The following is a 25119-nucleotide window of genomic DNA, read 5'->3' on the forward strand; positions in this document are numbered from 1 at the left end:
CGGTCTTAGCCGACCGAACCCTCCATCTGCAGCTCGATCAGCCGGTTGAGCTCCAGGGCGTACTCCATGGGCAGTTCCTTGGCGATCGGCTCGACGAAGCCGCGCACGATCATCGCCATGGCCTCGAACTCCGTCATGCCGCGGCTCATCAGGTAGAAGAGCTGGTCGTCGGAGACCTTGGAGACGGTGGCCTCGTGCCCCATGGAGACGTCGTCCTCGCGGACGTCGACGTAGGGGTAGGTGTCCGAGCGCGAGATCGTGTCGACGAGCAGTGCGTCGCAGAGCACGTTCGACTTCGATCCGGCGGCGCCCTCACCGATCTCGACGAGGCCGCGGTACGACGTACGACCGCCGCCGCGCGCCACGGACTTGGAGACGATGTTGGACGAGGTGTTCGGCGCCATGTGGACCATCTTGGAGCCGGCGTCCTGGTGCTGGCCCTCGCCCGCGAAGGCGATGGACAGCGTCTCGCCCTTGGCGTGCTCGCCCATGAGGTAGACGGCGGGGTACTTCATCGTCACCTTGGAGCCGATGTTGCCGTCGATCCACTCCATGGTCGCGCCCTCGTACGCCACGGCGCGCTTGGTGACCAGGTTGTAGACGTTGTTCGACCAGTTCTGGATCGTCGTGTAGCGGCAGCGGCCGCCCTTCTTCACGATGATCTCGACGACGGCGGAGTGCAGCGAGTCCGACTTGTAGATCGGCGCCGTGCAGCCCTCGACGTAGTGGACGTAGGCGTCCTCGTCCACGATGATCAGGGTCCGCTCGAACTGGCCCATGTTCTCCGTGTTGATGCGGAAGTAGGCCTGGAGCGGGATCTCGACGTGCACGCCCTTGGGGACGTAGATGAACGAGCCGCCGGACCAGACGGCGCTGTTCAGCGAGGCGAACTTGTTGTCACCGACGGGGATGACGGTGCCGAAGTACTCCTTGAAGAGCTCCGGGTGCTCCTTCAGCGCCGTGTCGGTGTCCAGGAAGATGACGCCCTGCTCCTCCAGGTCCTCGCGGATCTGGTGGTAGACGACCTCGGACTCGTACTGGGCCGCGACACCGGCGACGAGGCGCTGCTTCTCCGCCTCGGGGATGCCGAGCTTGTCGTACGTGTTCTTGATGTCCTCGGGCAGGTCCTCCCAGGACTCCGCCTGCTTCTCCGTGGACCGCACGAAGTACTTGATGTTGTCGAAGTCGATGCCCGAGAGGTCCGAGCCCCAGTTGGGCATGGGCTTCTTGTCGAAGAGGCGCAGGCCCTTGAGACGGAGCTTGGTCATCCACTCCGGCTCGTTCTTCTTCGCCGAGATGTCGCGGACGACGTCCTCGTTGATGCCGCGCTTGGCAGAGGCACCGGCGACGTCGGAGTCGGCCCAGCCGTATTCGTAGTTGCCCAGGCCCTCGAGTTCGGGGTGGGCAGTCTCCGTGGGGAGCGTCATGCGGGGTTCCTCCCGGCCGTGCTTGCTGATGCTGGTGTGGTGGCTTGCCTGGTGGTGATGGTGCCGCTGCCGCCGCTGCGCGGAATGAACGTCGTGCAGACGCCGTCTCCGTGGGCGATGGTGGCGAGGCGCTGCACATGCGTGCCGAGGAGTTCGGAGAACATCTCCGTCTCCGCCTCGCAGAGCTGCGGAAACTGTTCGGCGACATGGGCGACCGGGCAGTGGTGCTGGCAGAGCTGTTCGCCGACCGGTGCGCTGCGCGCCGTAGCAGCGTACCCGTCGGCGGTCAACGCCTTCGCCAGAGCCTCGGTGCGCTGTTCGGGGGGCGCGGCGTCGATCGCCTGCCGGTACGTCTCGGCCTGGGCGGTGATCCTCGCCCGGGCGAACGCGACGACGGCCTCTTCGCCGTGGTGCTCGGTGATCCACCGCAGCGCTTCCGCGGCCAGCTTGTCGTACGACTGGTCGAAGGCGTCACGCCCGCAGTCGGTCAGCGCGAAGACCTTGGCGGGGCGACCGCGGGTCCTCGCGCCGTAGACCCGCTGTTCGCGGGGCTCGACCACGTTCTCATGGGCGAGGGCGTCCAGGTGCCTGCGGACGGCTGCCTGGGTGAGGCCGAGGCGCTTCGCGAGGTCGGCGACGGTGGACGGGCCGTGGTCCAGGATGGACCGCGCGACACGGTTGCGCGTCGAGCGCTCACCGGTCGCGAGTTCCTCCTGCGGAGCCTCGCCAACGTTTTTCACAACGCCATTGTTGCGTAATTCCTCAGAGCCTGACAACCCGCGTCCTGATCACCGGACGGTGCGCTGCATCACTTAGGCAAACCTAAGCTGACCTGCGGAAACGATCACCGATCGGGGAAATCGGTGGCGCTCCCCCGCCCGTTCCAGGAGACTCCCTCACCATGGCGACACCCCCTCCCACCGGCCCTTTGTGCACGCGCGACTCGATCGCGCGCGAGCTGCTCGCGCTCGGTGTGCGCCCCGGGGAGACCCTCCTCGCCCACACCTCGCTCAGCGCGCTCGGCTGGGTGAGCGGCGGCGCCGTCGCCCTCGTCCAGGCGCTCCTGGACGCCCTGGGCCCCGAGGGCACGCTGGTGGTCCCCGCCCATTCCGGCGACAACTCCGAACCCTCGGCGTGGCAGAACCCTCCCGTGCCCGAGGAGTGGTGGCCGGTGCTGCGCGCGTCGATGCCCGCGTACGACCCGCTGACCTCGCCCACGTACGGCGTCGGCATCGTCCCGGAGACCGTCCGCACCTGGCCGGGCGCCCTGCGCAGCGCCCACCCGCAGACCTCGTTCGCGGCGCTCGGCCCCGCCGCCGCCACGATCACCGCCGGGCACGCCCGCGACTGCCGCCTCGGCGAGCGCAGCCCCCTGGCCCGCCTGGAGAAGGCCGGTGCCCGCGTCCTCCTCCTCGGCGCGGGATATGACGCGTGCACCTCGTTCCACCTCGCCGAGTACCGCGTCCCCGGCCCGGAGGAGGAGAACTCCTTCGCCGCGATGACCTCCCGGGGCCGCGTCTGGAAGACCGTGCGGGAGCGCTCGATCAGCGAGGAGGGCTTCGCCGAGCTCGGCGCGGCGTTCGAGAAGGACTCGGAGGTCGTACGCGGCTTCGTCGGCGCCGCCGAGTCACGCCTCTTCCCGGTGGCGGACGCCGTGGCGTACGCGGAGCGGTGGCTGGCGACGAACCGCCCCGCGCATCCGGACCCCCAGGGCCGTCCCTAGACTGGCTCACCATGCGAAACGAGCCCGTCGTCCAGATCCGCGATCTGGTCAAGCGGTACGGCCCCAAGACCGCGGTGGACGGTCTCGACCTGACGGCGGGGGCCGGCATCACCGCCGTCCTCGGCCCCAACGGCGCGGGCAAGACCACCACAATCGAGACCTGCGAGGGCTACCGCAGGCCGGACTCCGGCTCCGTCCGCGTACTCGGCCTCGACCCGGTCCGCGAGGCGGCGGCCCTGCGGCCCCGCGTCGGCGTGATGCTCCAGTCCGGCGGCGTCTACTCCGGCGCCCGCGCCGACGAGATGCTCCGCCACGTGGCCAGGCTCCACGCCCACCCGCTGGACGTCGACGCGCTGATCGAGCGCCTCGGCCTCGGCAGCTGCGGCCGCACCACCTACCGGCGGCTCTCCGGCGGCCAGCAGCAGCGCCTGGCGCTCGCCATGGCCGTGGTCGGCAGGCCCGAGCTGGTCTTCCTCGACGAGCCGACCGCGGGCCTCGACCCGCAGGCCCGCCGGGCGACCTGGGAGCTCGTACGGGACCTGCGCCGCGACGGAGTCTCCGTCATCCTCACCACCCACCACATGGACGAGGCCGAGGAGCTCTCCGACGACGTCGCGATCGTCGACGCGGGCAAGGTCATCGCCCAGGGCAGCCCCGACGAGCTGTGCCGCGGCGGCGCCGAGAACACCCTGCGCTTCACCGGCCGCCCCGGCCTCGACGTCGGCTCGCTCCTCAAGGCCCTGCCCTCGGACTCCGCCGCCGCCGAACTCACCCCCGGCACCTACCGCGTCAGCGGCACGGTCGACCCGCAGCTGCTCGCCACGGTCACCTCGTGGTGCGCCCAGCACGGAGTCATGCCGGACCGCATCTCGGTCGAACGCCACACTCTGGAAGACGTCTTCCTGGAGCTCACGGGTAAGGAGCTGCGCGGATGAGCGCCGCCGGAACGTACACGCCGAAGCCGGGCGCCGCACCGCTCCCCCGCATGATCGCGGCGCAGGCGGCCCTGGAGACGAAGATGCTGCTGCGCAACGGCGAGCAGCTGCTCCTCACGGTCATCATCCCGACGCTCCTCCTCGTCCTGTTCAGCGCGGTCGACATCGTGACTGTGCCCACGGAAACTGCGGGCGGCAAGGGCGAGGCCGTGGACTTCCTCGCGCCGGGCATCCTCGCGCTCGCCGTGATGTCGACGGCGTTCACCGGGCAGGCCATCGCGACGGGCTTCGAGCGCCGGTACGGAGTGCTGAAGCGGCTCGGCGCGTCGCCGCTGCCGCGCTGGGGGCTGATGACGGCGAAGACACTGTCGGTGCTCGTCACCGAGGTCCTCCAGGTCGTGCTCGTCACGGTCATCGCGTTCGCGCTCGGCTGGTCGCCGCACGGCAACCCGTTCGCCGTCCTGCTGCTCCTGGTGATCGGCACGGCCGCGTTCTCCGGGCTCGGCCTGCTGATGGCGGGCACGCTCAAGGCGGAGGCGACGCTGGCCGCCGCGAACCTCGTCTTCCTGCTGCTGCTCATGGGCGGCGGCGTGATCGTCCCGCTCGACAAGTTCCCCGACGCGGCCCAGACGCTTCTCGGGCTGCTCCCCATCTCGGCGCTCTCGGACGGTCTGCGCGACGTCCTGCAGCACGGCGCGGGCATGCCGTGGGGGGATCTCGGGATCCTCGCGGTATGGGCGGTGCTGGGGCTCGGCGCGGCGGCGAAGTTCTTCCGCTGGGAGTGAGCGGCGGTGCGGGGCGAGCAGCGGGCGCCCGGCGTCATCGCGGTCACAGAAGCACCGCATACGTCCCCCTCGTGAAGCCGTGCACAAGCGGCCCCCTACGATGGGGCCCGTGCCAAACGTGACCCGAGCCGACATCGCTCAAGCCGTGCGGAACCCGCTCGCCTTCATCGCCGAGCGCTGGACCCCCACCCAGCGGACCGTCCAGCGGGCGGCCCTGATCTCCCTCGTCATGACGGTCCTCATCGTGGTGACGGGTGGCGCCGTCCGCCTGACCGGCTCGGGCCTCGGCTGCCCGACCTGGCCCAAGTGCACGGACGACTCGCTGACGGCCACCCACGAGATGGGCTTCCACGGAGTCATCGAGTTCGGCAACCGCCTGCTGACGTACGTGCTCTGCGCGGCCGTCGGCTGGGCCATCATCGCGGCCCGCTCGCAGAAGCCGATGCGGCGCAGCCTGACCCGGCTCGGCTGGGTGCAGTTCTGGCTGGTCATGGGCAACGCGGTGCTCGGCGGCATCGTCGTCCTCGTCGGCCTGAACCCGTACACCGTCGCGGCGCACTTCCTGCTCTCCTCCGCCCTGATCGCGGTCGCCGTCGTCATGTGGCAGCGGACACAGGAGGGCGACGCGGAACCGCGGCCGCTGGTCGGCAAGGCCGTGGCGCAGCTCGTGTGGTTCCTGGTCGCGGCGTCCGTGCTGCTCATCGCGGTGGGCACCGTCGTGACGGGTGCCGGACCGCACGCGGGTGACTCCAGCGACGTGCCGCGGATGGGCGTCGACTGGGAGGCGGTCGCCAAGCTCCACGCGGTCCTCGCGTGGATCGTGGTGACGCTGACGTTCGCCCTCTGGTTCGTCCTGAAGGCCGTCGACGCGCCCCCGGGCCCGCTGACCCGCACCCGCCAGCTGTTCCTGATCCTGCTCTCGCAGGGCGCGATCGGTTACGTCCAGTACTTCACGGACCTGCCGGAGCTCCTCGTCGGCCTGCACATGCTCGGTTCGTGCGTCGTGTGGATCGCGGTGATGCGCGTCCTGCTCTCGCTGCGGGAGCGCCCGCTCACCACGGCCGACCTGCCCGCCCAGGCCGACGACTCACGCCTCTCGGCCGTCTGAGAGGCGCTGCCCCGGCCCGTCCGGCAGCCCGTAGACCCGCCGCGCGTTGCCCGCGGCGATGAGGCCCGCCACGCGCTGCGCGTCGCCGAGCGACCAGGCGCCCTCGGCGACCCAGGTGCCGAGCACCCGTCCGAGGGCCTCCCTGAACAGCTGTGCCCCGACGACGTGCAGTTCGGGCAGGCCGTGTGCGCCGCTGGAGAACAGCAGCTTGCCGAATGGCGCGAGTTCCAGGATCTCGGCGAGCACGGCCGCCGCGCGGGCCCCGGTGCGCACCAGCGCGGGGCCCAGATCCGCGTACACGTGCGGGAAGACGGCCGCCAGGTGCGCGGCGCTGCGGTGGTACGGATAGCCGTGCAGCAGCACCAGATCGGTGCCGAGCCCGGCAGTGGCCCGCGCGAACTCGCCGAAGTACGTCTGCGGGTCCCCGGCGCCCGCGTGCAGTTGGAGGGGCCGTCCCGAGGCCACCGCGATCCACAGCAGGTGCCGCAGCAGCACCGGGTCGGTGAGCACCCCGCCGACCTGCCGGCCCGCCAGCCAGCGCTCCACCGCGCCCCGCACCTCGCCGGGCCCCGGCGGCTCCGGGGCGAGGGCGAGCGGGTGCCGTACGCCCGCGACCGAGGTGAAGGCGACGGCTCCGGCGGAGGCCGCGTGCACGGACTCGGCGAGGTTGGCGAGGAACGAGTCGGCGGTGCCCGAGGTGTCCGCGACCTGTTCGGCCAGTAATTCCAGGCGGACGATCTCGCGCGCGTCGGCGTCGCCGGTGGACGCCATCTCGCCGGGCCCCGTGAGGTCCCCGGGAAGGCCCGTGTCGACGAGGTACGTGGTGATGCCGCTGCCGCGCAGGAGGCGCCGCCCCGACTCCAGGACGCCCAGTTCGCGGCGGCGGGCGAGATAGCGGGCCGGCGGGCAGTGCGGTTCGATGCCGAGCAGTGGCGGGCACCAGCGGCGCACCGCGAAGCCGGTCTGGGTGTCGAAGAAGGTGGTGCCGGGGGCGGGCGGCCCCCCGCCCCGGCCGAGGTGGGCCTCGAAGGTGCCGAGCCCCAGCTCCGTGCGGAGGACGCCATGGCAGTACTGGTCCACCAGGGACGGCGTTTCGATCATCCGGACTCCCGATCGGCGGACCTTGCTTCTACGGTCCTAACGGGTGAGCCGGGTGTCAGGTGTTGCTTTCGGCGCGTATCGGCGCAAGCCGTTGCGGGCCGTCAGCCGTTGCTGGGGCCGCCGACCTGGATGCCGGCCATGCGCGTCCATTCGTAGGGTCCGGTCTTCACCTTGGCGGCGAATTCCCCGGCGAACTCCTCGTGCACGGTGATCCCGGCCTTCTCCACGGCGCTCTGCGCGACGGCGTAGGTGGGCGCGACCAGGTCGCCCCAGCCGCCGTCCGCACCGACGAGCACGATCCGGGTGCCCTCGTGCCCGATGTACGCGATCTGCCCCTCGGCGCCGCCGTGGGCCTGCGCGAAGGCGCCGATCTCCTTGGCCAGCCGGGCGGCCTTCCGCTCGGCACGAGCGGCCTGCTTGCTGTCCTCAACCTGCTGGATCTCTGCCATGGCCAGGATGCTACCGACGGGTAGCCATCTTGACTAGCGCAGGAAGGGGTCCACCGCGACGGCCACGAAGAGCAGCGACACGTAGGTGATCGACCAGTGGAAGAGGCGCATCTCCTTGAGCTTGCCGCCCGTGACCTCGGCCTTGGCGCGGTTCTGCAGCCCGTGCGCCTCCCACAGCCACCAGCCGCCGGTCACCAGCGCGACCGCGGTGTAGAACCAGCCGGTGTAGCCGAGGGGCTGGAGCAGCAGCGAGACGGCGACCATGACCCAGCTGTAGAGGACGATCTGGCGGGCGACCACCTTGTTGGAGGCGATGACCGGCAGCATCGGCACGCCGACGCGGGCGTAGTCGTCCTTGACCTTCATGGAGAGCGGCCAGTAGTGCGGCGGCGTCCAGAAGAACATCACCATGAAGAGGACGATCGGTGCCCACGACATGGAGTTGGTGACCGAGGACCAGCCGATGAGGACCGGCAGGCAGCCCGCGATGCCGCCCCAGACGATGTTCTGCGAGGTCCGGCGCTTCAGGATCATCGTGTAGACGACCACGTAGAAGAGCAGGGCGCCGAGCGACAGCCAGGCGGAGAGCCAGTTGACCGCGAGGCCGAAGAGCAGCGTCGAGACGACCGCGAGGGTGATGCCGAAGACGAGGCACTCGCGGGGGCTGACCATGCCGGTCACGAGCGGCCGCTGCGACGTGCGGTCCATCAGCGCGTCGATGTCGCGGTCGATGTACATGTTGAGGGCGTTTGCGCCCCCCGCGGAGAGGTACCCGCCCAGACAGGTCACGAAGACCAGCCACAGGTCGGGCACGCCCTGCTCGGCGAGGAACATCACCGGAACGGTGGTGATGAGCAGAAGCTCGATGATCCGCGGCTTGGTCAGCGCCACGAACGCCTTGACACGAGCCCCGAACGGCCGATGGCTCGGGCTAAGGTCCGTCCCGGAAACCCCCGCTGGACGGGATTCAACGGCCGTCACGCACACCCCTGACAGAGACATCCCAGCAGGCCGACCAGCACCTTCTGACATGAAGATCCGGTAAAGCCCGCGCGTACCACGCCACTGTAGACGTTGCCCATACCTCGCCCTTCGCGGGGGTGGGTTCGTGTTGGGCGGCCGGCCGAACGGCGTCCGGGGCGGACCGGGTCGCCACATGAGCGGAACCGTGCGTTCATTGAGCGGACAAATGGGCGATACCTATGGCCTTTTGAGCGGACATATGAGCGAGCCCGTATTCACTTGCGGAATGCCTCCGCTTTCCTTTCGGGAGGCGCATCCTCGCATGTCGCTGCAGTCTGGAATGACTCGAAAAAATGAGCGTTCTAGCAGCGGTAGGCTCGACAACGGCCGGTGGGATCTACGCCGCCGGCATTCGACATGTGGAGAGGAGCCCTGACTCAGGGTGAGCACCAAGCCGACCACCACAGACCTCGAGTGGACCGAACTGGACCAGCGGGCCGTTGACACCGCCCGCGTCCTGGCCATGGACTCCGTACAGAAGGTCGGCAACGGCCATCCCGGTACGGCCATGAGCCTCGCGCCCGCCGCGTACACCCTTTTCCAGAAGGTGATGCGCCACGACCCCGCGGACGCCGACTGGACCGGCCGCGACCGGTTCGTCCTCTCTGCGGGCCACTCGTCCCTGACCCTCTACATCCAGCTGTACCTGGCCGGTTTCGGCCTGGAGCTGGATGACCTGAAGGCCTTCCGCACCTGGGGCTCGAAGACCCCGGGCCACCCGGAGTACGGCCACACGGTGGGCGTGGAGACGACCACGGGCCCGCTGGGCCAGGGCGTCGCCAACGCCGTGGGCATGGCGATGGCCGCCCGCTACGAGCGCGGCCTGTTCGACCCGGAGACGACCGACGGCTCGTCCCCGTTCGACCACTACGTGTACGCCATCGCCGGTGACGGCTGCCTCCAGGAGGGCATCTCCGGCGAGGCCTCGTCGCTGGCCGGGCACCAGAAGCTCGGCAACCTGATCCTGCTGTGGGACGACAACCACATCTCGATCGAGGGCGACACCGAGACCGCCGTTTCCGAGGACACCCTCAAGCGGTACGAGGCGTACGGCTGGCACGTCCAGCGCGTGGCCCCCAAGGAGGACGGCGACCTCGACCCCGCCGCGCTCTACGCCGCGATCGAGGCCGCCAAGGCCGAGACCGAGCGCCCCTCCTTCATCGCGATGCGCTCGATCATCGCCTGGCCCGCCCCGAACGCGCAGAACACCGAGGCCGCGCACGGCTCGGCGCTCGGCGAGGAGGAGGTGGCCGCCACCAAGCGCGTCCTCGGCTTCGACCCGGAGCAGACCTTCGAGGTCTCCGACGAGGTCCTCGCGCACACCCGCAAGGCGCTCGACCGCGGCCGCGAGGCCAAGGCCGAGTGGGAGAAGGGCTTCGCCGCCTGGCGCACCGCCGACTCCGAGCGCGCCGCGGAGTTCGACCGCATCGCCAAGGGCGAGCTGCCCGAGGGCTGGGAGGAGAAGCTCCCGGAGTTCGAGACCGGCAAGGCCGTCGCCACGCGCGCCGCCTCCGGCAAGGTCCTCCAGGCGCTCGGCGCGGTCATCCCCGAGCTGTGGGGCGGCTCCGCCGACCTCGCGGGCTCGAACAACACGACGATCGACAAGACGTCGTCGTTCCTGCCGAAGGGCAACCCGCTGCCGGAGGCCGACCCGTACGGCCGCACGATCCACTACGGCATCCGCGAGCACTCCATGGCCGCGGAGATGAACGGCATCGCGCTGCACGGCAACACGCGCATCTACGGCGGCACCTTCCTGGTGTTCTCCGACTACATGCGCAACGCCGTGCGTCTGTCCGCGCTGATGCACCTGCCGGTGACGTACGTGTGGACGCACGACTCCATCGGCCTCGGCGAGGACGGCCCGACCCACCAGCCGGTCGAGCACCTGGCCTCGCTGCGCGCCATCCCGGGCCTGAACATCGTGCGCCCGGCCGACGCGAACGAGACGGCCATCGCGTGGCGCGAGATCCTCAAGCGCTACACCAAGGAGTTCGGCAAGGGCGCCCCGCACGGCCTCGCGCTGACCCGCCAGGGCGTGCCGACGTACGAGCGCAACGAGGACGCCGCCAAGGGTGGCTACGTCCTGTTCGAGGCCGAGGGCGGCTCGCCCGAGGTCGTGCTCATCGGCACCGGCTCCGAGGTCCAGCTCGCCGTCGAGGCGCGCGAGCAGCTGCAGGCCGCCGGCGTCCCGACGCGTGTCGTCTCGATGCCGTCCGTCGAGTGGTTCGAGGAGCAGGACCAGGGGTACCGGGACTCGGTGCTGCCGCCGTCGGTCAAGGCGCGCGTGGCGGTCGAGGCGGGCATCGGCCTGACCTGGCACCGCTTCGTGGGTGACGCCGGACGCATCGTCTCGCTGGAGCACTTCGGTGCTTCCGCGGACGCCAAGGTGCTGTTCCGCGAGTTCGGTTTCACCGCTGACGCGGTGGCCGAGGCGGCGCGGGAATCGATCGCCGCCGCTCAGCGCTGACGCCCATATACGACCAAGTAGGAGATGTAATTCCATGACAGACGCACTCAAGCGCCTTTCAGAAGAAGGCGTCGCGATCTGGCTGGACGACCTGTCGCGCAAGCGGATCACGTCCGGCAACCTCGCCGAGCTGATCGACCAGCAGCACGTCGTGGGCGTCACGACCAACCCCTCGATCTTCCAGAAGGCGATCTCGCAGGGCGACGGTTACGACCAGCAGCTCTCGGACCTCGCCGCCCGCGGGGTCACCGTCGAAGAGGCCATCCGCATGATCACGACGGCGGACGTCCGGGACGCCGCCGACATCCTGCGCCCCGTCTTCGACGCCACCGACGGCCAGGACGGCCGGGTGTCGATCGAGGTCGACCCGCGGCTCGCGCACAACACCAAGTCGACGGTCGCCGAGGCCAAGCAGCTCGCCTGGCTGGTGGACCGGCCGAACGCGCTCATCAAGATCCCGGCCACCAAGGCGGGCATCCCGGCGATCACCGAGGTCATCGGCCTCGGCATCAGCGTCAACGTCACGCTGATCTTCTCGCTGGAGCGCTACCGCATGGTGATGGACGCGTACCTGGCGGGCCTGGAGAAGGCCAAGGAGCGCGGCCTGGACCTGTCGAAGATCCACTCCGTGGCGTCCTTCTTCGTGTCCCGCGTGGACACCGAGATCGACAAGCGCCTGGACGGCATCGGCACGGACGAGGCCAAGGCCCTCAAGGGCAAGGCCGCGCTGGCCAACGCCCGTCTCGCGTACGAGGCGTACGAGGAGGTCTTCTCCTCGGACCGCTGGGCCGCCCTGGACAAGGCGCAGGCCAACAAGCAGCGTCCGCTGTGGGCCTCGACCGGCGTCAAGGACCCCGCGTACAAGGACACCCTGTACGTGGACGACCTCGTCGCGCCGAACACGGTGAACACGATGCCCGAGGCGACCCTGGAGGCCACGGCCGACCACGGCCGGATCACGGGCAACACCATCGCGGGCACGTACGACCAGGCGCGCGCCGAGATCGCCGCCGTGGAGAAGCTGGGCATCAGCTACGACGAGGTCGTGCAGCTCCTCGAGGACGAGGGCATCGAGAAGTTCGAGGCGTCCTGGACCGACCTGCTCAAGTCCACCGAGGCCGAGCTCCAGCGCCTCGCTCCCGCGAAGGGCTGACCCACTTTGTCAAGCAGCAATCCGCTGCGTGACGCCGCAGACCGACGGCTCCCGCGTATCGCGGGGCCGTCGGGCCTGGTCATTTTCGGCGTCACGGGCGATTTGTCCCGTAAAAAGTTGATGCCTGCCGTGTACGACCTCGCCAACCGGGGTCTGCTGCCGCCGGGCTTCGCCCTCATCGGCTTCGCCCGCCGCGAATGGCAGGACGAGGACTTCGCGCAGGAGGTGCACGACGCCGTCAAGCAGCACGCGCGCACGCCCTTCCGCGAGGAGGTCTGGCAGCAGCTCATCCAGGGCATGCGCTTCGTCCAGGGCAACTTCGACGACGACGAGGCCTTCGAACAGCTGAAGGCCACCATCCAGGAGCTGGACAAGGCGCAGGGGACGGGCGGCAACTTCGCCTTCTACCTCTCCGTGCCCCCGAAGTTCTTCCCCCAGGTCGTCCAGCAGCTCAAGAAACACGAGCTCGCGGACGCCCCCGAGGGTTCCTGGCGGCGTGCCGTCATCGAGAAGCCGTTCGGCCACGACCTGGCGTCGGCCCAGGACCTCAACGCGATCGTGCACGAGGTGTTCGACCCGGACCAGGTGTTCCGGATCGACCACTACCTCGGCAAGGAGACCGTCCAGAACATCCTGGCGCTCCGCTTCGCCAACCAGATGTTCGAGCCGATCTGGAACCGGTCGTACGTGGACCACGTCCAGATCACGATGGCCGAGGACATCGGCATCGGCGGCCGCGCCGGGTACTACGACGGCATCGGCGCCGCCCGCGACGTCATCCAGAACCACCTGCTCCAGCTGATGGCGCTGACCGCGATGGAGGAGCCCGCCTCCTTCGACGCCGACGCGCTCGTCGCCGAGAAGGCGAAGGTGCTCGGCGCCGTCCGGCTGCCCAAGGACCTCGGCAAGGACACCGTGCGCGGGCAGTACGCCGCGGGCTGGCAGGGCGGCGAGAAGGCCGTCGGCTACCTCCAGGAAGACGGCATCGACCCCAAGTCGAAGACCGACACCTACGCCGCGATCAAGCTGCAGGTGGACAACCGCCGCTGGGCGGGCGTCCCCTTCTACCTGCGCACCGGCAAGCGCCTCGGCCGGCGCGTCACCGAGATCGCGGTCGTCTTCCAGCGCGCGCCGCACTCCCCCTTCGACCACACCGCCACCGAGGAGCTCGGGCAGAACGCGATCGTCATCCGCGTCCAGCCCGACGAGGGCATCACGGTGCGGTTCGGCTCGAAGGTGCCCGGCACCTCCATGGAGATCCGGGACGTCTCGATGGACTTCGCGTACGGCGAGTCCTTCACCGAGTCCAGCCCGGAGGCGTACGAGCGTCTGATCCTCGACGTCCTGCTCGGCGACGCCAACCTCTTCCCGCGCACGGAGGAGGTCGAGCTGTCCTGGAACATCCTCGACCCGATCGAGGAGTACTGGGACAAGCACGGCAAGCCCGCGCAGTACCCGGCCGGCACCTGGGGCCCGACCGAAGCGGACGAAATGCTCGCACGAGACGGACGGAGCTGGCGCCGGCCATGAAGATCGACCTCACGGACACCACGTCCAGCAAGATCAACAAAGCGCTCGTGCAGGGCCGCCGCGCGATCGGCACCCCGGCCGTCGGCATGGTCCTCACCCTCGTCATCGTCACCGACGAGGAGAACGCCTACGACTCCCTGAAGGCGGCCAGCGAGGCCTCCCGCGAGCACCCCTCGCGCACCCTCGTGGTCATCAAGCGCGCCGCCCGCTCGCCCCGCGACCGCACCACCTCGCGCCTCGACGCCGAGGTCAGGGTCGGCGCGGACGCGGGCACCGGCGAGACGGTGATCCTGCGGCTCTACGGCGAGGGCATCAACCACGCCCAGTCCGTCGTCCTGCCGCTGCTGCTCCCCGACGCCCCCGTGGTCGCCTGGTGGCCGGTGAACGCCCCGCTGGATCCCGCCAAGGACCCGCTCGGCGCCCTGGCCCAGCGCCGCGTCACGGACACGTACGCCGCGGAGCAGCCGATCCACGAGCTGACCGCGCGAGCCGAGGCCTACAGCCCCGGCGACACGGACCTGTCCTGGACCCGCATCACGCCGTGGCGCTCCATGCTGGCCGCCGCGCTCGACCAGGTCACCTGCAAGGTCACGTCGGTGCAGGTGGAGGGCGAGGAGTTCAACCCGAGCTGCGAGCTGCTCGCCATGTGGCTCGCGGACCGCCTCGACGTCCCCGTGAAGCGCACGCTGTCGGCGGGTCCCGGCCTGACCGGTGTCCGCATGGAGACCACCTGCGGTCCCATCGTGCTCGACCGCGCCGACGGTTCGCTCGCCACGCTCTCCATCCAGGGGCAGCCCGACCGCGCAGTGGCACTCAAGCGCCGCGAGGTGGCCGAGCTGATCGCCGAGGAGCTGCGGCGTCTCGACCCGGACGACACCTACGCGTCCGCGCTGAAGTACGGCGTGGACCGCCTGGGCGACCCGGCGGAGCACACGGACACGCTGCGCGACGAGAAGCCGTCCGACGACGCGAAGGCCGAGGCCGAGGCCAAGGCGGCCGCGTCGGAGGAGCCGGACAAGGACCCGGCCAAGAAGGCTCCGGCCAAGAAGACCGCGGCGAAGAAGGCGGCGGCGAAGTGACCGCGGCCCCGCAGCTCGTCGTCCACCGCGACAAGGAGCTGATGGCGCAGGCCGCGGCGGCCCGCCTCATCACGAAGATCGTCGACGCGCAGGCCGCCCGCGGCCACGCGTCGGTGGTCCTCACCGGCGGCCGCAACGGCAACGGCGTGCTCGCGGCGCTCGCCGCGTCCCCGGCGAAGGACGCGATCGACTGGTCGCGGCTCGACCTGTGGTGGGGCGACGAGCGGTTCCTGCCGGACGGCGACCCGGAGCGGAACTACACCCAGGCCAAGGAGGCACTGCTCGACTCGGTGCCCCTGAACCCGGCCCGGGTGCACCCGATGCCGGCCTCGGACGGCGCGTACGAGGTGGACGCGGCGGCGGAGATCTACGCCGCCGAGCTCACCGCGGCCGCGAGCCCGGAGGACCACGGTCCGGTACCGACGTTCGACGTCCTGATGCTCGGCGTCGGCCCGGACACGCACGTCGCGTCGCTCTTCCCGGAGCTTCCCGCGGTGCGGGAGACGGAGCGCTCGGTGGTCGGCGTGCACGGCGCGCCGAAGCCCCCGCCGACCCGCGTCACGCTGACGCTCCCGGCGATCCGGGCGGCCCGCGAGGTGTGGCTGCTCGCGGCGGGCGAGGACAAGGCGAACGCCGCGGCCATCGCCCTGTCCGGCGCCGGTGAGGTGCAGGCCCCCGCGGCCGGTGCCTACGGCCGCTCGCGGACGCTGTGGCTCCTGGACGCCGCGGCGGCCTCCCAGCTCCCCCCGGAGCTGTACCCGCCGGCTGTCGCCTAGCGGTTCACCGCGTTACGTCCCTGAGGGCCCCGCACCATCCCGGTGCGGGGCCCTCAGGCGTCGGCGAGGACGCGTCGGTAGCTGCTGCCGTCCTGGTCGCGGACGAGGAGGCCGTCGGTGACGCAGTATCTGCGCAGGGCCGCCGTGTCGTCGTGGACGGTGCGGAAGGCGTCGTTGACCTCGCCCTCGCTGTAGGTGCGGTCGGCGTCGAAGAGGGTGTCCGTGAGGTGGACGAGGAGTTCGTGGCGCACGACGGGGCGGACCGGTATGGCGGTGAGACGGCCGTGCGCGAAGAAGCCGGTGAGACGACGCGGCACCGTGGGACGGTCGTGCGCGTCGACGGGGTCGGGCGAGCGCCGGAAGACGGCGGAGTCGGCCCGCAGCGAGCCGTCGGGCAACCGCTCCACGAGCCCGGTGGCGAGGAGGCGGCCCAGGTGCTTGCGGGCGACGGCGGAGTCGGCCTCGCGCGCCGGCAGGTCGTCGAGGACGATCCGCGCGTACAGCCTGAGTCTCTCGGGGTCGGCGAGCGCGGCGTGCAGCTGGTCCATGACGGGGTCCCTCCCGGCGGGTGACAGAGCCGAAGCAGTGTCACCCGCCGGGAGGGCCGCCCGCACCCGATTAACGCATGGCGGGACTCAACGCCCGCGCAGGTCCCGGTACTTGGCGACCAGCGCCGTGGTCGACCCGTCCAGGTCGGGCACCTCGGCGCCCTCGGTCAGCGCGGGCTCGACGCGCTTGGCGAGGACCTTGCCCAGCTCGACGCCCCACTGGTCGAAGGAGTCGATGTTCCACACGGCGCCCTGCACGAACACCTTGTGCTCGTAGAGCGCGATGAGCTGGCCGAGTACCGAGGGGGTCAGTTCCTTGGCGAGGATCGTCGTCGTCGGGTGGTTGCCCTTGAACGTCTTGTGCGGGACGAGTTCTTCCGCGACGCCCTCGGCGCGCACCTCGTCCGGCGTCTTGCCGAACGCCAGCGCCTGGGTCTGCGCGAAGAAGTTGGCCATCAGCAGGTCGTGCTGGGCGACCAGGCCGGGCAGCAGGTCGGCGACGGGCTCGGCGAAGCCGATGAAGTCCGCCGGGATCAACTTCGTGCCCTGGTGGATGAGTTGGTAGTAGGCGTGCTGGCCGTTGGTGCCGGGCGTGCCCCAGACGACCGGGCCCGTCTGCCAGTCGACCTCCTTGCCGTCCCGGTCGACGTACTTGCCGTTGGACTCCATGTCCAGCTGCTGGAGGTACGCGGTGAACTTGGAGAGGTAGTGCGAGTACGGCAGGACGGCGTGCGACTGCGCGTCGTGGAAGTTGCCGTACCAGATGCCCAACAGGCCCATCAGGAGCGGCACGTTGGACTCGGCGGGCGCCGTGCGGAAGTGCTCGTCGACGAGGTGGAAACCGTCGAGCATCTCGCGGAAGCGGTCGGGCCCGATGGCGATCATCAGGGAGAGACCGATCGCCGAGTCGTACGAGTAGCGGCCGCCGACCCAGTCCCAGAACTCGAACATGTTGGCCGTGTCGATGCCGAACTCCGACACCTTCTCGGCGTTGGTCGACAGCGCCACGAAGTGCTTGGCGACGGCGTCCTGACCCGCCTTCAGCTCGGTCAGCAGCCAGTCCCGCGCGGAGGTGGCGTTGGTGATCGTCTCGATGGTGGTGAACGTCTTCGAGGCGATGATGAACAGCGTCTCGGCGGCGTCCAGGTCCCGCACGGCCTCGTGCAGGTCCGCGCCGTCCACGTTCGACACGAAGCGGACCGTGAGGCCGCGGTCGGTGAAGGAGCGCAGCGCCTCGTACGCCATCGCGGGGCCGAGGTCGGAGCCGCCGATGCCGATGTTGACGACGTTCTTGATGCGCTTGCCGGTGTGACCGGTCCACTCGCCGGAGCGGACCTTCTCCGAGAAGGAGCTCATCTTGTCGAGGACGGCGTGCACGGCGGGCACGACATTCTCGCCGTCGACCTCGACGACGGCCTCCCGCGGGGCGCGCAGCGCCGTGTGCAGGACGGCCCGGTCCTCGGTGGTGTTGATCTTCTCGCCGCGGAACATGGCGTCCCGCAGCCCGAAGACGTCGGTCGCGGCCGCCAGGTCGCGCAGGAGCCTCAGCGTCTCGTCGGTGACGAGGTGCTTGGAGTAGTCGATGTGCAGGTCGCCGACCTGGAGGGTGTACGCCGTGCCGCGCGCCGGGTCCGCGGCGAAGAGCTCTCGCAGCTGCACCTCCCCCAGCTGGTCACGGTGCTCGGCGAGCGCCGTCCACTCGGGAATCCGGTCGAGCCTGGCGCGGCTTTCTGCGTTCATCTCGGACTTCAGCCTTCTCTCGTACGTGCGTACGTCAATTGCCCCGCTGCACTCTCCAACCTAATCGATCAGGGAGCGGGATGAGATGTCCGAAACTGTCTCTCCGCACACGTGCCCAAACAACGGAACCGGCCGGACACTTTTCGTTGTCCGGCCGGTTCCGTTGTCGTATTCACGTGTTAGATCTCGCCCCGCAGTTTGGCGAGCGCTTCCGCGAGGATGGCCTCCCCGTCCGCGTCGCTGCGCCGCTCGCGTACGTACGCCAGGTGCGTCTTGTACGGCTCGGTGCGCGGCGGGTCCGGCGGGTTGTCCCGGTCCTGACCTGCCGGAAAGCCGCAGCGGGGACAGTCCCACGTATCGGGGACCTGCGCGTCGCTGGCGAAGCTCGGCTGCGTCTCGTGCCCGTTGGAGCACCAGAAGGAGATGCGCAGTCGCGGCGCGGACTCACCGCGCTCGGCCTCGCCCATCGGCCCCGCCCCGACCCGACTTCCTCGGATCGCGTTGCCACTTGCCACGGTCGTAACTCCCTGCGTGATGGTGCTGCTGCGGGCGCCTCAGTTTACGTAAGGCCCAACGCGCGTCCAGTGTTGGGAGTTACACCCCACCCCCGGACGCAAGCCCCATGATAAGCCGCGCACGCGGGCTCGCACCGGACAAGCGACCAGTGGCTGACGCTAGTTGTTCGCCTTCATCAGAAGGCCGAGCGCGACAATGCACGCGAACCACAGCAGACCGACCACGACCGTGATGCGGTCGAGGTTGCGCTCGGCGACGGAGGACCCGCCGACGGACGACTGCATGCCGCCACCGAACATGTCGGAAAGACCGCCGCCCTTGCCCTTGTGCATCAGCACCAGCAACATCAGCAAGGCGCTGAAGACGATCAGGGCGATCGAGAACCCCATAACCACGGCTGGACCAACTTCCTCGGATCTGAATCGACGACGGGGGCCGAAAGCATCGAGCTTCGACCCCCGTCAGGGTACGACGTAACGCCGCTAGCGCATACTCACTGGTCGCCGAAGCGAACGATCTTGACGAACTCGTCCGAGTCCAGCGCCGCGCCGCCGACGAGCGCGCCGTCCACGTCGGGCTGCGCCATGATGTCGGCGACGTTCTTCGCCTTCACGGAGCCGCCGTACTGGATGCGGACCTTGTCGGCGAGCTCCTGCGAGTACAGCTCGGCGAGGCGGCCGCGGATCGCGCCGCAGACCTCCTGCGCGTCCTCGGGGGTCGCGACCTCGCCGGTGCCGATGGCCCAGACCGGCTCGTAGGCGATGACGATGGTCTCGGCCTGCTCGGCCGGGATGTCCTTCAGGCCGCCGTCGATCTGGTTCAGCGTGTACTGGACCTGCTGGCCGGCCTTGCGGATGTCCAGGCCCTCGCCGACGCAGAGGATCGGGGTCAGACCGTGCTTGTACGCGGCCTTCACCTTGGCGTTGCAGATCTCGTCGGTCTCGTTGTGGTACTGGCGGCGCTCGGAGTGGCCCACGGCGACGTAGGTGCACTTCAGCTTGGCCAGCATCGGGCCCGAGATCTCGCCGGTGTAGGCACCGGAGTCCTGCGCCGAGATGTCCTGGGCGCCGTACTTGATCTTGAGCTTGTCGCCGTCGACGAGGGTCTGCACGGAGCGCAGGTCGGTGAAGGGCGGCAGGACGGCGACCTCGCAGGCCTCGTAGTCCTTGTCCGCCAGGGCGAAGGCGAGCTTCTGGACGTGGGCGATGGCCTCGAGGTGGTTGAGGTTCATCTTCCAGTTGCCCGCCATCAGCGGGGTACGCGTAGTCATCAGGTGTCAGTTCTCCAGTGCGGCGAGGCCGGGGAGCGTCTTGCCCTCGAGGTATTCGAGGGAGGCGCCGCCGCCGGTCGAGATGTGGCCGAATGCGTTTTCGTCGAAGCCCAGGTTACGGACGGCCGCGGCGGAGTCGCCGCCGCCCACCACGGTGAAGCCGTCGCAGTTGAGCAGGGCCCGCGCGATCGCGGCGGTGCCGTTCGCGTAGTCGGGGTGCTCGGCGACGCCGACCGGGCCGTTCCAGAATACGGTCTCGGCATCGGCGATCTTGGAGGCGAAGAGCTCACGCGTCTTCGGGCCGATGTCCAGGCCCTCCTTGTCCGACGGGATCTTGTCCGCGTCGACGGTCTCGAAGTCCGCCGGAGCCTTCGTCTTCAGGTCGGGGAAGTCCGTGGAGACCAGGACGTCCACCGGAAGGACGAGCTCGACGCCGTTCTTCTCGGCGCGCTCCATGTACTCCGTGACGGTCGGGATCTGGTCCTCCTGGAGGAGGGAGATGCCGACCTCGTACCCCTTGGCCTTGAGGAAGGTGTACGCCATGCCGCCGCCGATGAGGAGCCGGTCGGCCTTGCCGAGCAGCTCGTCGATGACGGCGAGCTTGTCGGAGACCTTGGCGCCGCCGAGGATGACGGTGTACGGGCGCTTCACGTCCTCGGTGAGCTTCTTGAGGACGCCGACCTCGGTGGCGATCAGGTATCCCGCGTAGTGCGGGAGCTTCGCCGGCAGGTCGTACACGGACGCGTGCTTGCGGTGCACGGCGCCGAAGCCGTCGCCCACGTAGACGTCGGCGAGGGCGGCCAGCTGATCGGCGAACTCGCCGCGCTCGGCGTCGTCCTTGGACGTCTCGCCGGCGTTGAAGCGGAGGTTCTCGACGACGGCGACCTGGCCGGGCTGCAGACCGTTCACCGCGTCGTGCGCGGCGGGGCCGACGGTGTCCTGCGCGAACGCGACGGGCGCGCCGAGGAGTTCACCGAGCCGCTCGGCGGCGGGCAGCAGCGAGAAGGCCGGGTCCGGGGCGCCCTTGGGGCGGCCCAGGTGCGAGGCCACGACAACCTTGGCGCCCGCTTCGGCGAGGGCCTTGACGGTCGGCAGGACGGCGCGGATGCGGCCGTCGTCGGTGATGGTGCCGTCGGCGAGCGGCACGTTGAGGTCGGCGCGGACGAAGACCCGCTTGCCGTCGACTCCTTCGGCGAGAAGTTCGTCGATCGTCTTCATGAACTGGACTCCTTGGGTGGGCTGACGCGCAACAGGGCCCGGAGCGCGCGACGTTGCGCGGTCCGGACCCTGTGCTCACATCTAGGTGCCTGCTCTGGTGACTAGAGCTGACCGCCGACGAAGACGGTGAGGTCGACGAGGCGGTTCGAGTAGCCCCACTCGTTGTCGTACCAGCCGAGGATCTTCACCGTCTTGCCCTCCTGGACCATGGTCAGGGAGGAGTCGAAGGTGCAGGACGCCGGGTCGCTCACGATGTCGGACGACACGATCGGGTCCTCGGTGTAGTAGAGGATGCCCTTCAGGTCGCCGTCGTCCGCGGCCTTCTTGAACGCGGCGTTGACCTCGTCCTTGGTGACCTCGCGCTGCAGCTCGACGACCAGGTCGGTGGCGGAGCCGGTCGGGACCGGGACGCGCATCGCGATGCCGTCGAGCTTGCCCTTGAGCTGGGGCAGGACCAGGGCGGTGGCCTTGGCGGCACCGGTCGTGGTCGGAATGATGTTCTCGGCGGCGGCGCGGGCGCGGCGCAGGTCCGAGTGCGGGAAGTCCAGGATGCGCTGGTCGTTGGTGTACGCGTGGACCGTGGTCATCAGGCCCTTGACGATGCCGAAGTTCTCGTCGAGAACCTTCGCCATCGGCGCCACACAGTTGGTGGTGCAGGAGGCGTTGGAGATGACGTGGTGGTTGGCCGCGTCGTACTTGTCCTGGTTGACGCCCATCACGATCGTGATGTCCTCGTCCTTGGCCGGAGCCGAGATGAGGACCTTCTTGGCGCCGCCGGCGATGTGCTTCTCGGCGTCGGCCTTCTTGGTGAAGATACCGGTGGACTCGACGACCACGTCGACGCCGAGGTCGCCCCACGGGATGTCGGCGGGGTTGCGCTCGGACAGCACCTTGATGGTGTGGCCGTCGACGGTGATGGTGTCCTCGGTGTGCGACACCTCGGCCTTGAGGCGGCCCAGGATGGTGTCGTACTTCAGCAGGTGCGCCGTGGTCGCGGTGTCACCCAGGTCGTTGACAGCCACGATCTCGATGTCCGCACCCTGCTCGAGCAGCGCGCGGAAGTAGTTGCGACCGATGCGGCCAAAGCCGTTGATGCCTACGCGGATCGTCACGAAACCGATCTCCTCGTTGGTACGCCGGTTTTAGACGCCGGCGAGTTGTATGGGATGTCCCCGACCGCCTCCGACCCTACCTCTCTGAAGCCTCTGAGGTGACATCGAGAGGGCCCGTTGGCGGCACAAAGGCCCGTACCCCGCAGTAGGGGTACGGGCCACCGGGACCTTGGTCCCGATTACGCACTGTCAGCTGCGCAGATGTGCCAGGGAGGCGCCCATAAGAGCGGCCCTTTCGGCGTTTCCGGCTACGTGCTCGAAGCCGAAGCCGAGGAGCACGCTGTCACGCGCTGTGACCGCCGCGAAGGAGCGGAAGAGCTCCCCGGTCCGCGCCCAGTCGCCTGTGATAGAGGGGCTTCCGGCCGGGGGCGGCGCGACGCTCCAGGAGCCGAGCGAGGACTCGAATCCCTCGGTCTCCGTGGCGTTGCCGTTGAGGACGATTTGTGCGTTGTCGGCGAAGAGGCCGCGGCCTCCGGTGGAGGGGTCGGTGACGGAGCTGAGCGCCACCTCGATCTTCTTGCCCGCGTAGGGGCTGAGGTCGAAGGCGACCGGCTTCCAGCCGCCGGAGGAGCCGGTGAAGCTGTTCCAGGCGCCGGTGGTGCCGGACGCCGTGCAGCTGGTGGCGCCGACCGTCAGGTAGTGACGCAGGAACGGGTGGCCGTTGACGAAGTAGCCGGCCTCGCACTCGGCGGGGACGGCGGCGGACGAGTTGCCGTTCTTGTCGGGCAGCGTGGTCCAGTCGTCGGCCCCGGCGGTGTGCGCCTCCAGGAGGCCGTGGTCGTAGCCGGTCTCCAGGTTCCAGTTGAGGGCGAGGCGCAGCTCGGGCGCGTCGGCCGCCGTGACGCCGGTCAGGTCGATGGTGCGGGTGAGCCGCTTCCAGTCCTGGTCGGCGTGGGTCGCCGAGGCCATGCCCTGGCCCTCGAAGGGCGCGTACGGGTTGGTGAGGCCGGGGTAGGAGCCCGCGGCCGCGCTCTTGAACTGCGGGAACCTGTCGGCGGGCAGCGTCTCGGAGGTGACGGCGAAGCGGCCTGCCTTGTCCAGCGGGTTGGTGTCGGCTCCGGCGAGCGGTGTGGTCACCCCGGAGAGTGCGCCGCTCCCCTTGAAGCCGGTGACGCCCGGTGCGTTGAGCCGCTGATAGGCGCCCAGGTAGTACTGCGCGAAGTCGTCGGTGAGGGCTTCACCGAGGTCGACGTTGCCGCCGGCGCGCTCGCCGGACTCGATGAGCTTGCCGCCCTCGTTGAGGTAGTCGCGCAGGGCGAGTTGGGTGGGCGCCCCGGGGACGGGGTCGCCGGTGTAGTGGACGACGGCGGAGAAGTGCGACAGGACGCCGAGGGGGTGCGGGACGCCCTGCTTGGCGACGTCCCAGACGGCGGCCGTGCGTCCGTTGGCCTTGATGGCGTCGACGTACTTCTGGGTCTGGGTGGCCGTCGCGCCCTCCTCGGCGACGACGAGGGTGTTCGCCTTCGGGCGCTCGGCGACGGTGTAGGTGAAGTGGTCGCTCTGGGTGCGGCCCTTCTTGGTGCGTCCGGTGAACCACACCTCCACCTTGTCGCCGACGCGGGCGGCCTCGATCTCGGCGCGGTACTCGTCGAAGTGGAGGTTGTCGTCGCCGCCGTAGGTCTCGCCGCCCTTCCAGGCCTTGAGACCCACATCGTGCGTGCGGCCGCCGTTGACGCGGTAGTTGAGCTCCTTGTCCCGCACCGACTTGCGGGCGGTGACGGCGACTTCCTGGTCGCCCCCGCGGGCGTATGAGGTGGTGAAGGAGTCGGGGGTGAAATCGGGGGCCTCGATGCCGCTGACGGAGACCGGCTGGTCGGGGTGGAGCGAGGTCTCGGCGACGGCGAGCGCGAACGGGACGTTCTTGGCGAACTCCTGCTGGATCAGCTTCTCGTCGTCCGGGAAGGTGAAGATCGAGGCGCAGTCCTGGGGCTTCCACGCGTCATTGGGGTCCACGTTCGACGCGGTCTGGCAGGTGGACATCTCCGGGGTGAACATCGACATGCCGTTGATGTTGCCCGCGTGGCCGTTGGCCTCGCCGTTGGTGGTGTACAGCTCGGAGGAGACCTGCGGGTGGTAGCCGGGGACGGCGGGCTTCTCCGGGGTGCCGTTCAGCGCGCGGTAGAGCACGTCGTCCGGGGTGGGTGTGGCGACCTGCCAGCCCACTCCGTAGAGGAGCAGTTCGGCCGCGGAGTGGTAGTTGATGCCGTACGTGAAGCCGATGCGCTTCTGGAAGCGGTCGAGCGCCTTGGTCTCGGGCTCGGACATCGGGCCCGTGCCGCGGTACGTCTCGGAGGACGGCTCGGGGGACGAGCCCTCGTTGTCGTAGCCCCACTTGTAGGCGAAGTTGCGGTTGAGGTCGACGCCGTCGCCCGGGGCGATCTTGCCGTCGCCGTTGATGTCACGCAGGTTCTTGCGCCACTGCCGGTTGCCGTCGGCAGCGTGCGTGTAGTCGTAGCCGTCGGGGTTGGCGGAGAGCACGAACCACAGCTCGGTGGAGTTCACGAGCTTGGTGATGCGCTTGTCCTTGCCGTAGTTGTCCAGGTAGTGGTGCATGAGGCGGCGGGTCATCTCGGGGGTGATCCACTCGCGCGCGTGCTGGTTGGACATGTAGAGCGTGGCGGGCTTGGAGCCGTCCTTGGATTTCTTGGCGTTCCTGGAGAGCTTCAGGGCGAGGATGTCCTTGCCCTGGAGGGTCTTGCCGATGGAGACGACCTTGGTGATGCCGGGGTGTGCCTGCCCGGTCTTGACGATCTCCTCCTGGAGGCCGCCCTTTCCGCTGTACGGGCGGTAGACGCCGTCTCCCGCGGCCTCGATCCGCTTCAGTGCCGCCGCCGACACCTTGTGCTCGCTGAGCTCGATGCCCTTGCGCTCGATGGCCCTGGCCTGGCCCTCGGTCAGGTACAGCTCGACGGAGTGGGTGCCGCTCTCGGGTGCCTGTCCCGCGAGTTCGTGGGTGTCCTGGCCGGCTTCGGCGAGGATGGGTATCTGCTTCTCGGTGACCTCTGCCTGGTAGACCTGCAGGGCCGCCGGGTCGTCGGCGGCCGGGGCCTTGCCCGGGCCACTGGCCTGGGCGGTCGGCGCGGCGACGAGGCCGCCGACCAGTAGTGCGCCGGTGGCGAGAACGGATCTCGCGCTCGCTCTTCGTCTCATGAGCCC

The 25119-nt window shown here is 69.6% G+C and carries 22 protein-coding genes; 9 read left to right on the forward strand and 13 right to left on the reverse strand.

The window, feature by feature from the left end; all coding sequences use genetic code 11:
- Nucleotides 1-5: 5 nt before the first annotated feature.
- Together sufB and DEJ47_RS08520 are read right to left on the reverse strand one after the other, a co-directional pair.
- Complete coding sequence (gene sufB / locus DEJ47_RS08515) at nt 6-1427, reverse strand: Fe-S cluster assembly protein SufB (protein WP_062776871.1); 1422 nt, start codon at nt 1425-1427, stop codon at nt 6-8.
- Nucleotides 1424-2167: a helix-turn-helix transcriptional regulator gene (locus DEJ47_RS08520; RefSeq protein WP_150166486.1), complete on the reverse strand. Its 744-nt coding sequence runs from the start codon at nt 2165-2167 to the stop codon at nt 1424-1426. The genes sufB and DEJ47_RS08520 overlap by 4 nt, the downstream gene beginning before the upstream one ends.
- 161 nt (nt 2168-2328) lie before the next feature.
- Between DEJ47_RS08520 and DEJ47_RS08525 the strand changes: the two genes are divergently transcribed.
- The 4 genes from DEJ47_RS08525 to DEJ47_RS08540 all read left to right on the forward strand — a co-directional run bounded on the left by DEJ47_RS08525 (nt 2329) and on the right by DEJ47_RS08540 (nt 5978).
- Entirely contained in the window at nt 2329-3150 is an 822-nt protein-coding gene (locus DEJ47_RS08525; protein WP_150166488.1) for an aminoglycoside N(3)-acetyltransferase, read from the forward strand.
- 11 nt (nt 3151-3161) lie between these two features.
- Entirely contained in the window at nt 3162-4085 is a 924-nt protein-coding gene (locus DEJ47_RS08530) for an ABC transporter ATP-binding protein (protein WP_150166490.1), read from the forward strand.
- Nucleotides 4082-4870, forward strand: coding sequence for an ABC transporter permease (locus DEJ47_RS08535; protein ID WP_150166492.1), 789 nt, complete (start codon nt 4082-4084; stop codon nt 4868-4870). The genes DEJ47_RS08530 and DEJ47_RS08535 overlap by 4 nt, the downstream gene beginning before the upstream one ends.
- Before the next feature lie 100 nt (nt 4871-4970).
- The gene (locus DEJ47_RS08540) at nt 4971-5978 is read left to right on the forward strand and encodes a COX15/CtaA family protein (RefSeq protein WP_150166494.1); all 1008 of its coding nucleotides are present in this window, start codon (nt 4971-4973) and stop codon (nt 5976-5978) included.
- Here the strand turns inward: DEJ47_RS08540 and DEJ47_RS08545 are convergent.
- The 3 genes from DEJ47_RS08545 to DEJ47_RS08555 all read right to left on the reverse strand — a co-directional run bounded on the left by DEJ47_RS08545 (nt 5958) and on the right by DEJ47_RS08555 (nt 8515).
- Nucleotides 5958-7079: an amidohydrolase family protein gene (locus tag DEJ47_RS08545; protein WP_150166496.1), complete on the reverse strand. Its 1122-nt coding sequence runs from the start codon at nt 7077-7079 to the stop codon at nt 5958-5960. The two genes, DEJ47_RS08540 and DEJ47_RS08545, sit on opposite strands and share 21 nt — an antisense overlap.
- A 101-nt stretch (nt 7080-7180) precedes the next feature.
- Entirely contained in the window at nt 7181-7528 is a 348-nt protein-coding gene (locus DEJ47_RS08550) for a hypothetical protein (RefSeq protein ID WP_150166498.1), read from the reverse strand.
- 33 nt (nt 7529-7561) lie between these two features.
- Complete coding sequence (locus tag DEJ47_RS08555) at nt 7562-8515, reverse strand: heme o synthase (RefSeq protein WP_161237164.1); 954 nt, start codon at nt 8513-8515, stop codon at nt 7562-7564.
- A gap of 418 nt (nt 8516-8933) precedes the next feature.
- Here DEJ47_RS08555 and tkt point away from each other — a divergent pair, with 418 nt between their 5' ends.
- The 5 genes from tkt to pgl are packed head-to-tail and all read left to right on the forward strand — an operon-like array spanning nt 8934 to nt 15559.
- Nucleotides 8934-11021, forward strand: a complete 2088-nt coding sequence (gene tkt, locus DEJ47_RS08560; RefSeq protein WP_150166502.1) for a transketolase — start codon at nt 8934-8936, stop codon at nt 11019-11021.
- Between the two features lie 34 nt (nt 11022-11055).
- Nucleotides 11056-12174 carry a transaldolase gene (gene tal / locus DEJ47_RS08565; protein ID WP_150166504.1) on the forward strand — a complete coding sequence of 373 codons (1119 nt, stop codon included), beginning with the start codon at nt 11056-11058 and terminating at the stop codon, nt 12172-12174.
- A 6-nt stretch (nt 12175-12180) separates the two neighbouring features.
- Nucleotides 12181-13704 (forward strand): glucose-6-phosphate dehydrogenase, encoded by a 1524-nt coding sequence (zwf, locus tag DEJ47_RS08570; RefSeq protein WP_150166505.1) that lies wholly within the window; start codon nt 12181-12183, stop codon nt 13702-13704.
- The gene (opcA, locus tag DEJ47_RS08575; protein WP_150166506.1) at nt 13701-14783 is read left to right on the forward strand and encodes a glucose-6-phosphate dehydrogenase assembly protein OpcA; all 1083 of its coding nucleotides are present in this window, start codon (nt 13701-13703) and stop codon (nt 14781-14783) included. Before zwf ends, opcA begins: the two co-directional genes overlap by 4 nt.
- Nucleotides 14780-15559: a 6-phosphogluconolactonase gene (pgl, locus tag DEJ47_RS08580; RefSeq protein WP_150166507.1), complete on the forward strand. Its 780-nt coding sequence runs from the start codon at nt 14780-14782 to the stop codon at nt 15557-15559. The genes opcA and pgl overlap by 4 nt, the downstream gene beginning before the upstream one ends.
- A 53-nt stretch (nt 15560-15612) precedes the next feature.
- On the opposite strand, the gene DEJ47_RS36805 is transcribed toward pgl, so the two are convergent.
- From DEJ47_RS36805 to DEJ47_RS08620, 8 genes are all read right to left on the reverse strand, one after another.
- Nucleotides 15613-15876, reverse strand: a complete 264-nt coding sequence (locus tag DEJ47_RS36805; RefSeq protein WP_223828680.1) for a DUF2087 domain-containing protein — start codon at nt 15874-15876, stop codon at nt 15613-15615.
- A gap of 318 nt (nt 15877-16194) precedes the next feature.
- A complete protein-coding gene (gene pgi, locus DEJ47_RS08590; RefSeq protein WP_150166509.1) occupies nt 16195-17847 on the reverse strand; it encodes a glucose-6-phosphate isomerase in 1653 nt (550 codons plus the stop codon).
- A gap of 179 nt (nt 17848-18026) precedes the next feature.
- Entirely contained in the window at nt 18027-18362 is a 336-nt protein-coding gene (locus DEJ47_RS08595; RefSeq protein WP_003957010.1) for an RNA polymerase-binding protein RbpA, read from the reverse strand.
- Between the two features lie 159 nt (nt 18363-18521).
- On the reverse strand, nt 18522-18752 hold the full coding sequence (gene secG, locus DEJ47_RS08600) for a preprotein translocase subunit SecG (RefSeq protein WP_150166510.1): 231 nt from the start codon (nt 18750-18752) through the stop codon (nt 18522-18524).
- A 104-nt stretch (nt 18753-18856) separates the two neighbouring features.
- Nucleotides 18857-19633 (reverse strand): triose-phosphate isomerase, encoded by a 777-nt coding sequence (tpiA, locus tag DEJ47_RS36810; protein ID WP_150166511.1) that lies wholly within the window; start codon nt 19631-19633, stop codon nt 18857-18859.
- A gap of 6 nt (nt 19634-19639) precedes the next feature.
- A complete protein-coding gene (locus DEJ47_RS36815) occupies nt 19640-20851 on the reverse strand; it encodes a phosphoglycerate kinase (protein ID WP_150166512.1) in 1212 nt (403 codons plus the stop codon).
- Nucleotides 20852-20952: 101 nt separating this feature from the next.
- Nucleotides 20953-21963: a type I glyceraldehyde-3-phosphate dehydrogenase gene (gene gap / locus DEJ47_RS08615; RefSeq protein WP_150166513.1), complete on the reverse strand. Its 1011-nt coding sequence runs from the start codon at nt 21961-21963 to the stop codon at nt 20953-20955.
- 189 nt (nt 21964-22152) lie between these two features.
- Nucleotides 22153-25113 (reverse strand): M14 family metallopeptidase, encoded by a 2961-nt coding sequence (locus tag DEJ47_RS08620; protein ID WP_150166514.1) that lies wholly within the window; start codon nt 25111-25113, stop codon nt 22153-22155.
- Nucleotides 25114-25119: the final 6 nt, after the last annotated feature.

It is taken from the genome of Streptomyces venezuelae (genome assembly GCF_008642355.1).
Classification (GTDB): domain Bacteria; phylum Actinomycetota; class Actinomycetes; order Streptomycetales; family Streptomycetaceae; genus Streptomyces; species Streptomyces venezuelae_B.

What these genes read in the sequence shown, in the direction of transcription:
- sufB (WP_062776871.1), bottom strand. Translation starts at nt 1,427, where the DNA reads ATGACGCTCCCCACGGAGACTGCCCACCCCGAACTCGAGGGCCTGGGC.
- DEJ47_RS08525 (WP_150166488.1), top strand. Translation starts at nt 2,329, where the DNA reads ATGGCGACACCCCCTCCCACCGGCCCTTTGTGCACGCGCGACTCGATC.
- DEJ47_RS08530 (WP_150166490.1), top strand. Translation starts at nt 3,162, where the DNA reads ATGCGAAACGAGCCCGTCGTCCAGATCCGCGATCTGGTCAAGCGGTAC.
- DEJ47_RS08535 (WP_150166492.1), top strand. Translation starts at nt 4,082, where the DNA reads ATGAGCGCCGCCGGAACGTACACGCCGAAGCCGGGCGCCGCACCGCTC.
- DEJ47_RS08540 (WP_150166494.1), top strand. Translation starts at nt 4,971, where the DNA reads ATGGGGCCCGTGCCAAACGTGACCCGAGCCGACATCGCTCAAGCCGTG.
- DEJ47_RS08545 (WP_150166496.1), bottom strand. Translation starts at nt 7,079, where the DNA reads ATGATCGAAACGCCGTCCCTGGTGGACCAGTACTGCCATGGCGTCCTC.
- DEJ47_RS08550 (WP_150166498.1), bottom strand. Translation starts at nt 7,528, where the DNA reads ATGGCAGAGATCCAGCAGGTTGAGGACAGCAAGCAGGCCGCTCGTGCC.
- tal (WP_150166504.1), top strand. Translation starts at nt 11,056, where the DNA reads ATGACAGACGCACTCAAGCGCCTTTCAGAAGAAGGCGTCGCGATCTGG.
- opcA (WP_150166506.1), top strand. Translation starts at nt 13,701, where the DNA reads ATGAAGATCGACCTCACGGACACCACGTCCAGCAAGATCAACAAAGCG.
- pgi (WP_150166509.1), bottom strand. Translation starts at nt 17,847, where the DNA reads ATGAACGCAGAAAGCCGCGCCAGGCTCGACCGGATTCCCGAGTGGACG.
- secG (WP_150166510.1), bottom strand. Translation starts at nt 18,752, where the DNA reads ATGGGGTTCTCGATCGCCCTGATCGTCTTCAGCGCCTTGCTGATGTTG.
- tpiA (WP_150166511.1), bottom strand. Translation starts at nt 19,633, where the DNA reads ATGACTACGCGTACCCCGCTGATGGCGGGCAACTGGAAGATGAACCTC.
- DEJ47_RS36815 (WP_150166512.1), bottom strand. Translation starts at nt 20,851, where the DNA reads ATGAAGACGATCGACGAACTTCTCGCCGAAGGAGTCGACGGCAAGCGG.
- DEJ47_RS08620 (WP_150166514.1), bottom strand. Translation starts at nt 25,113, where the DNA reads ATGAGACGAAGAGCGAGCGCGAGATCCGTTCTCGCCACCGGCGCACTA.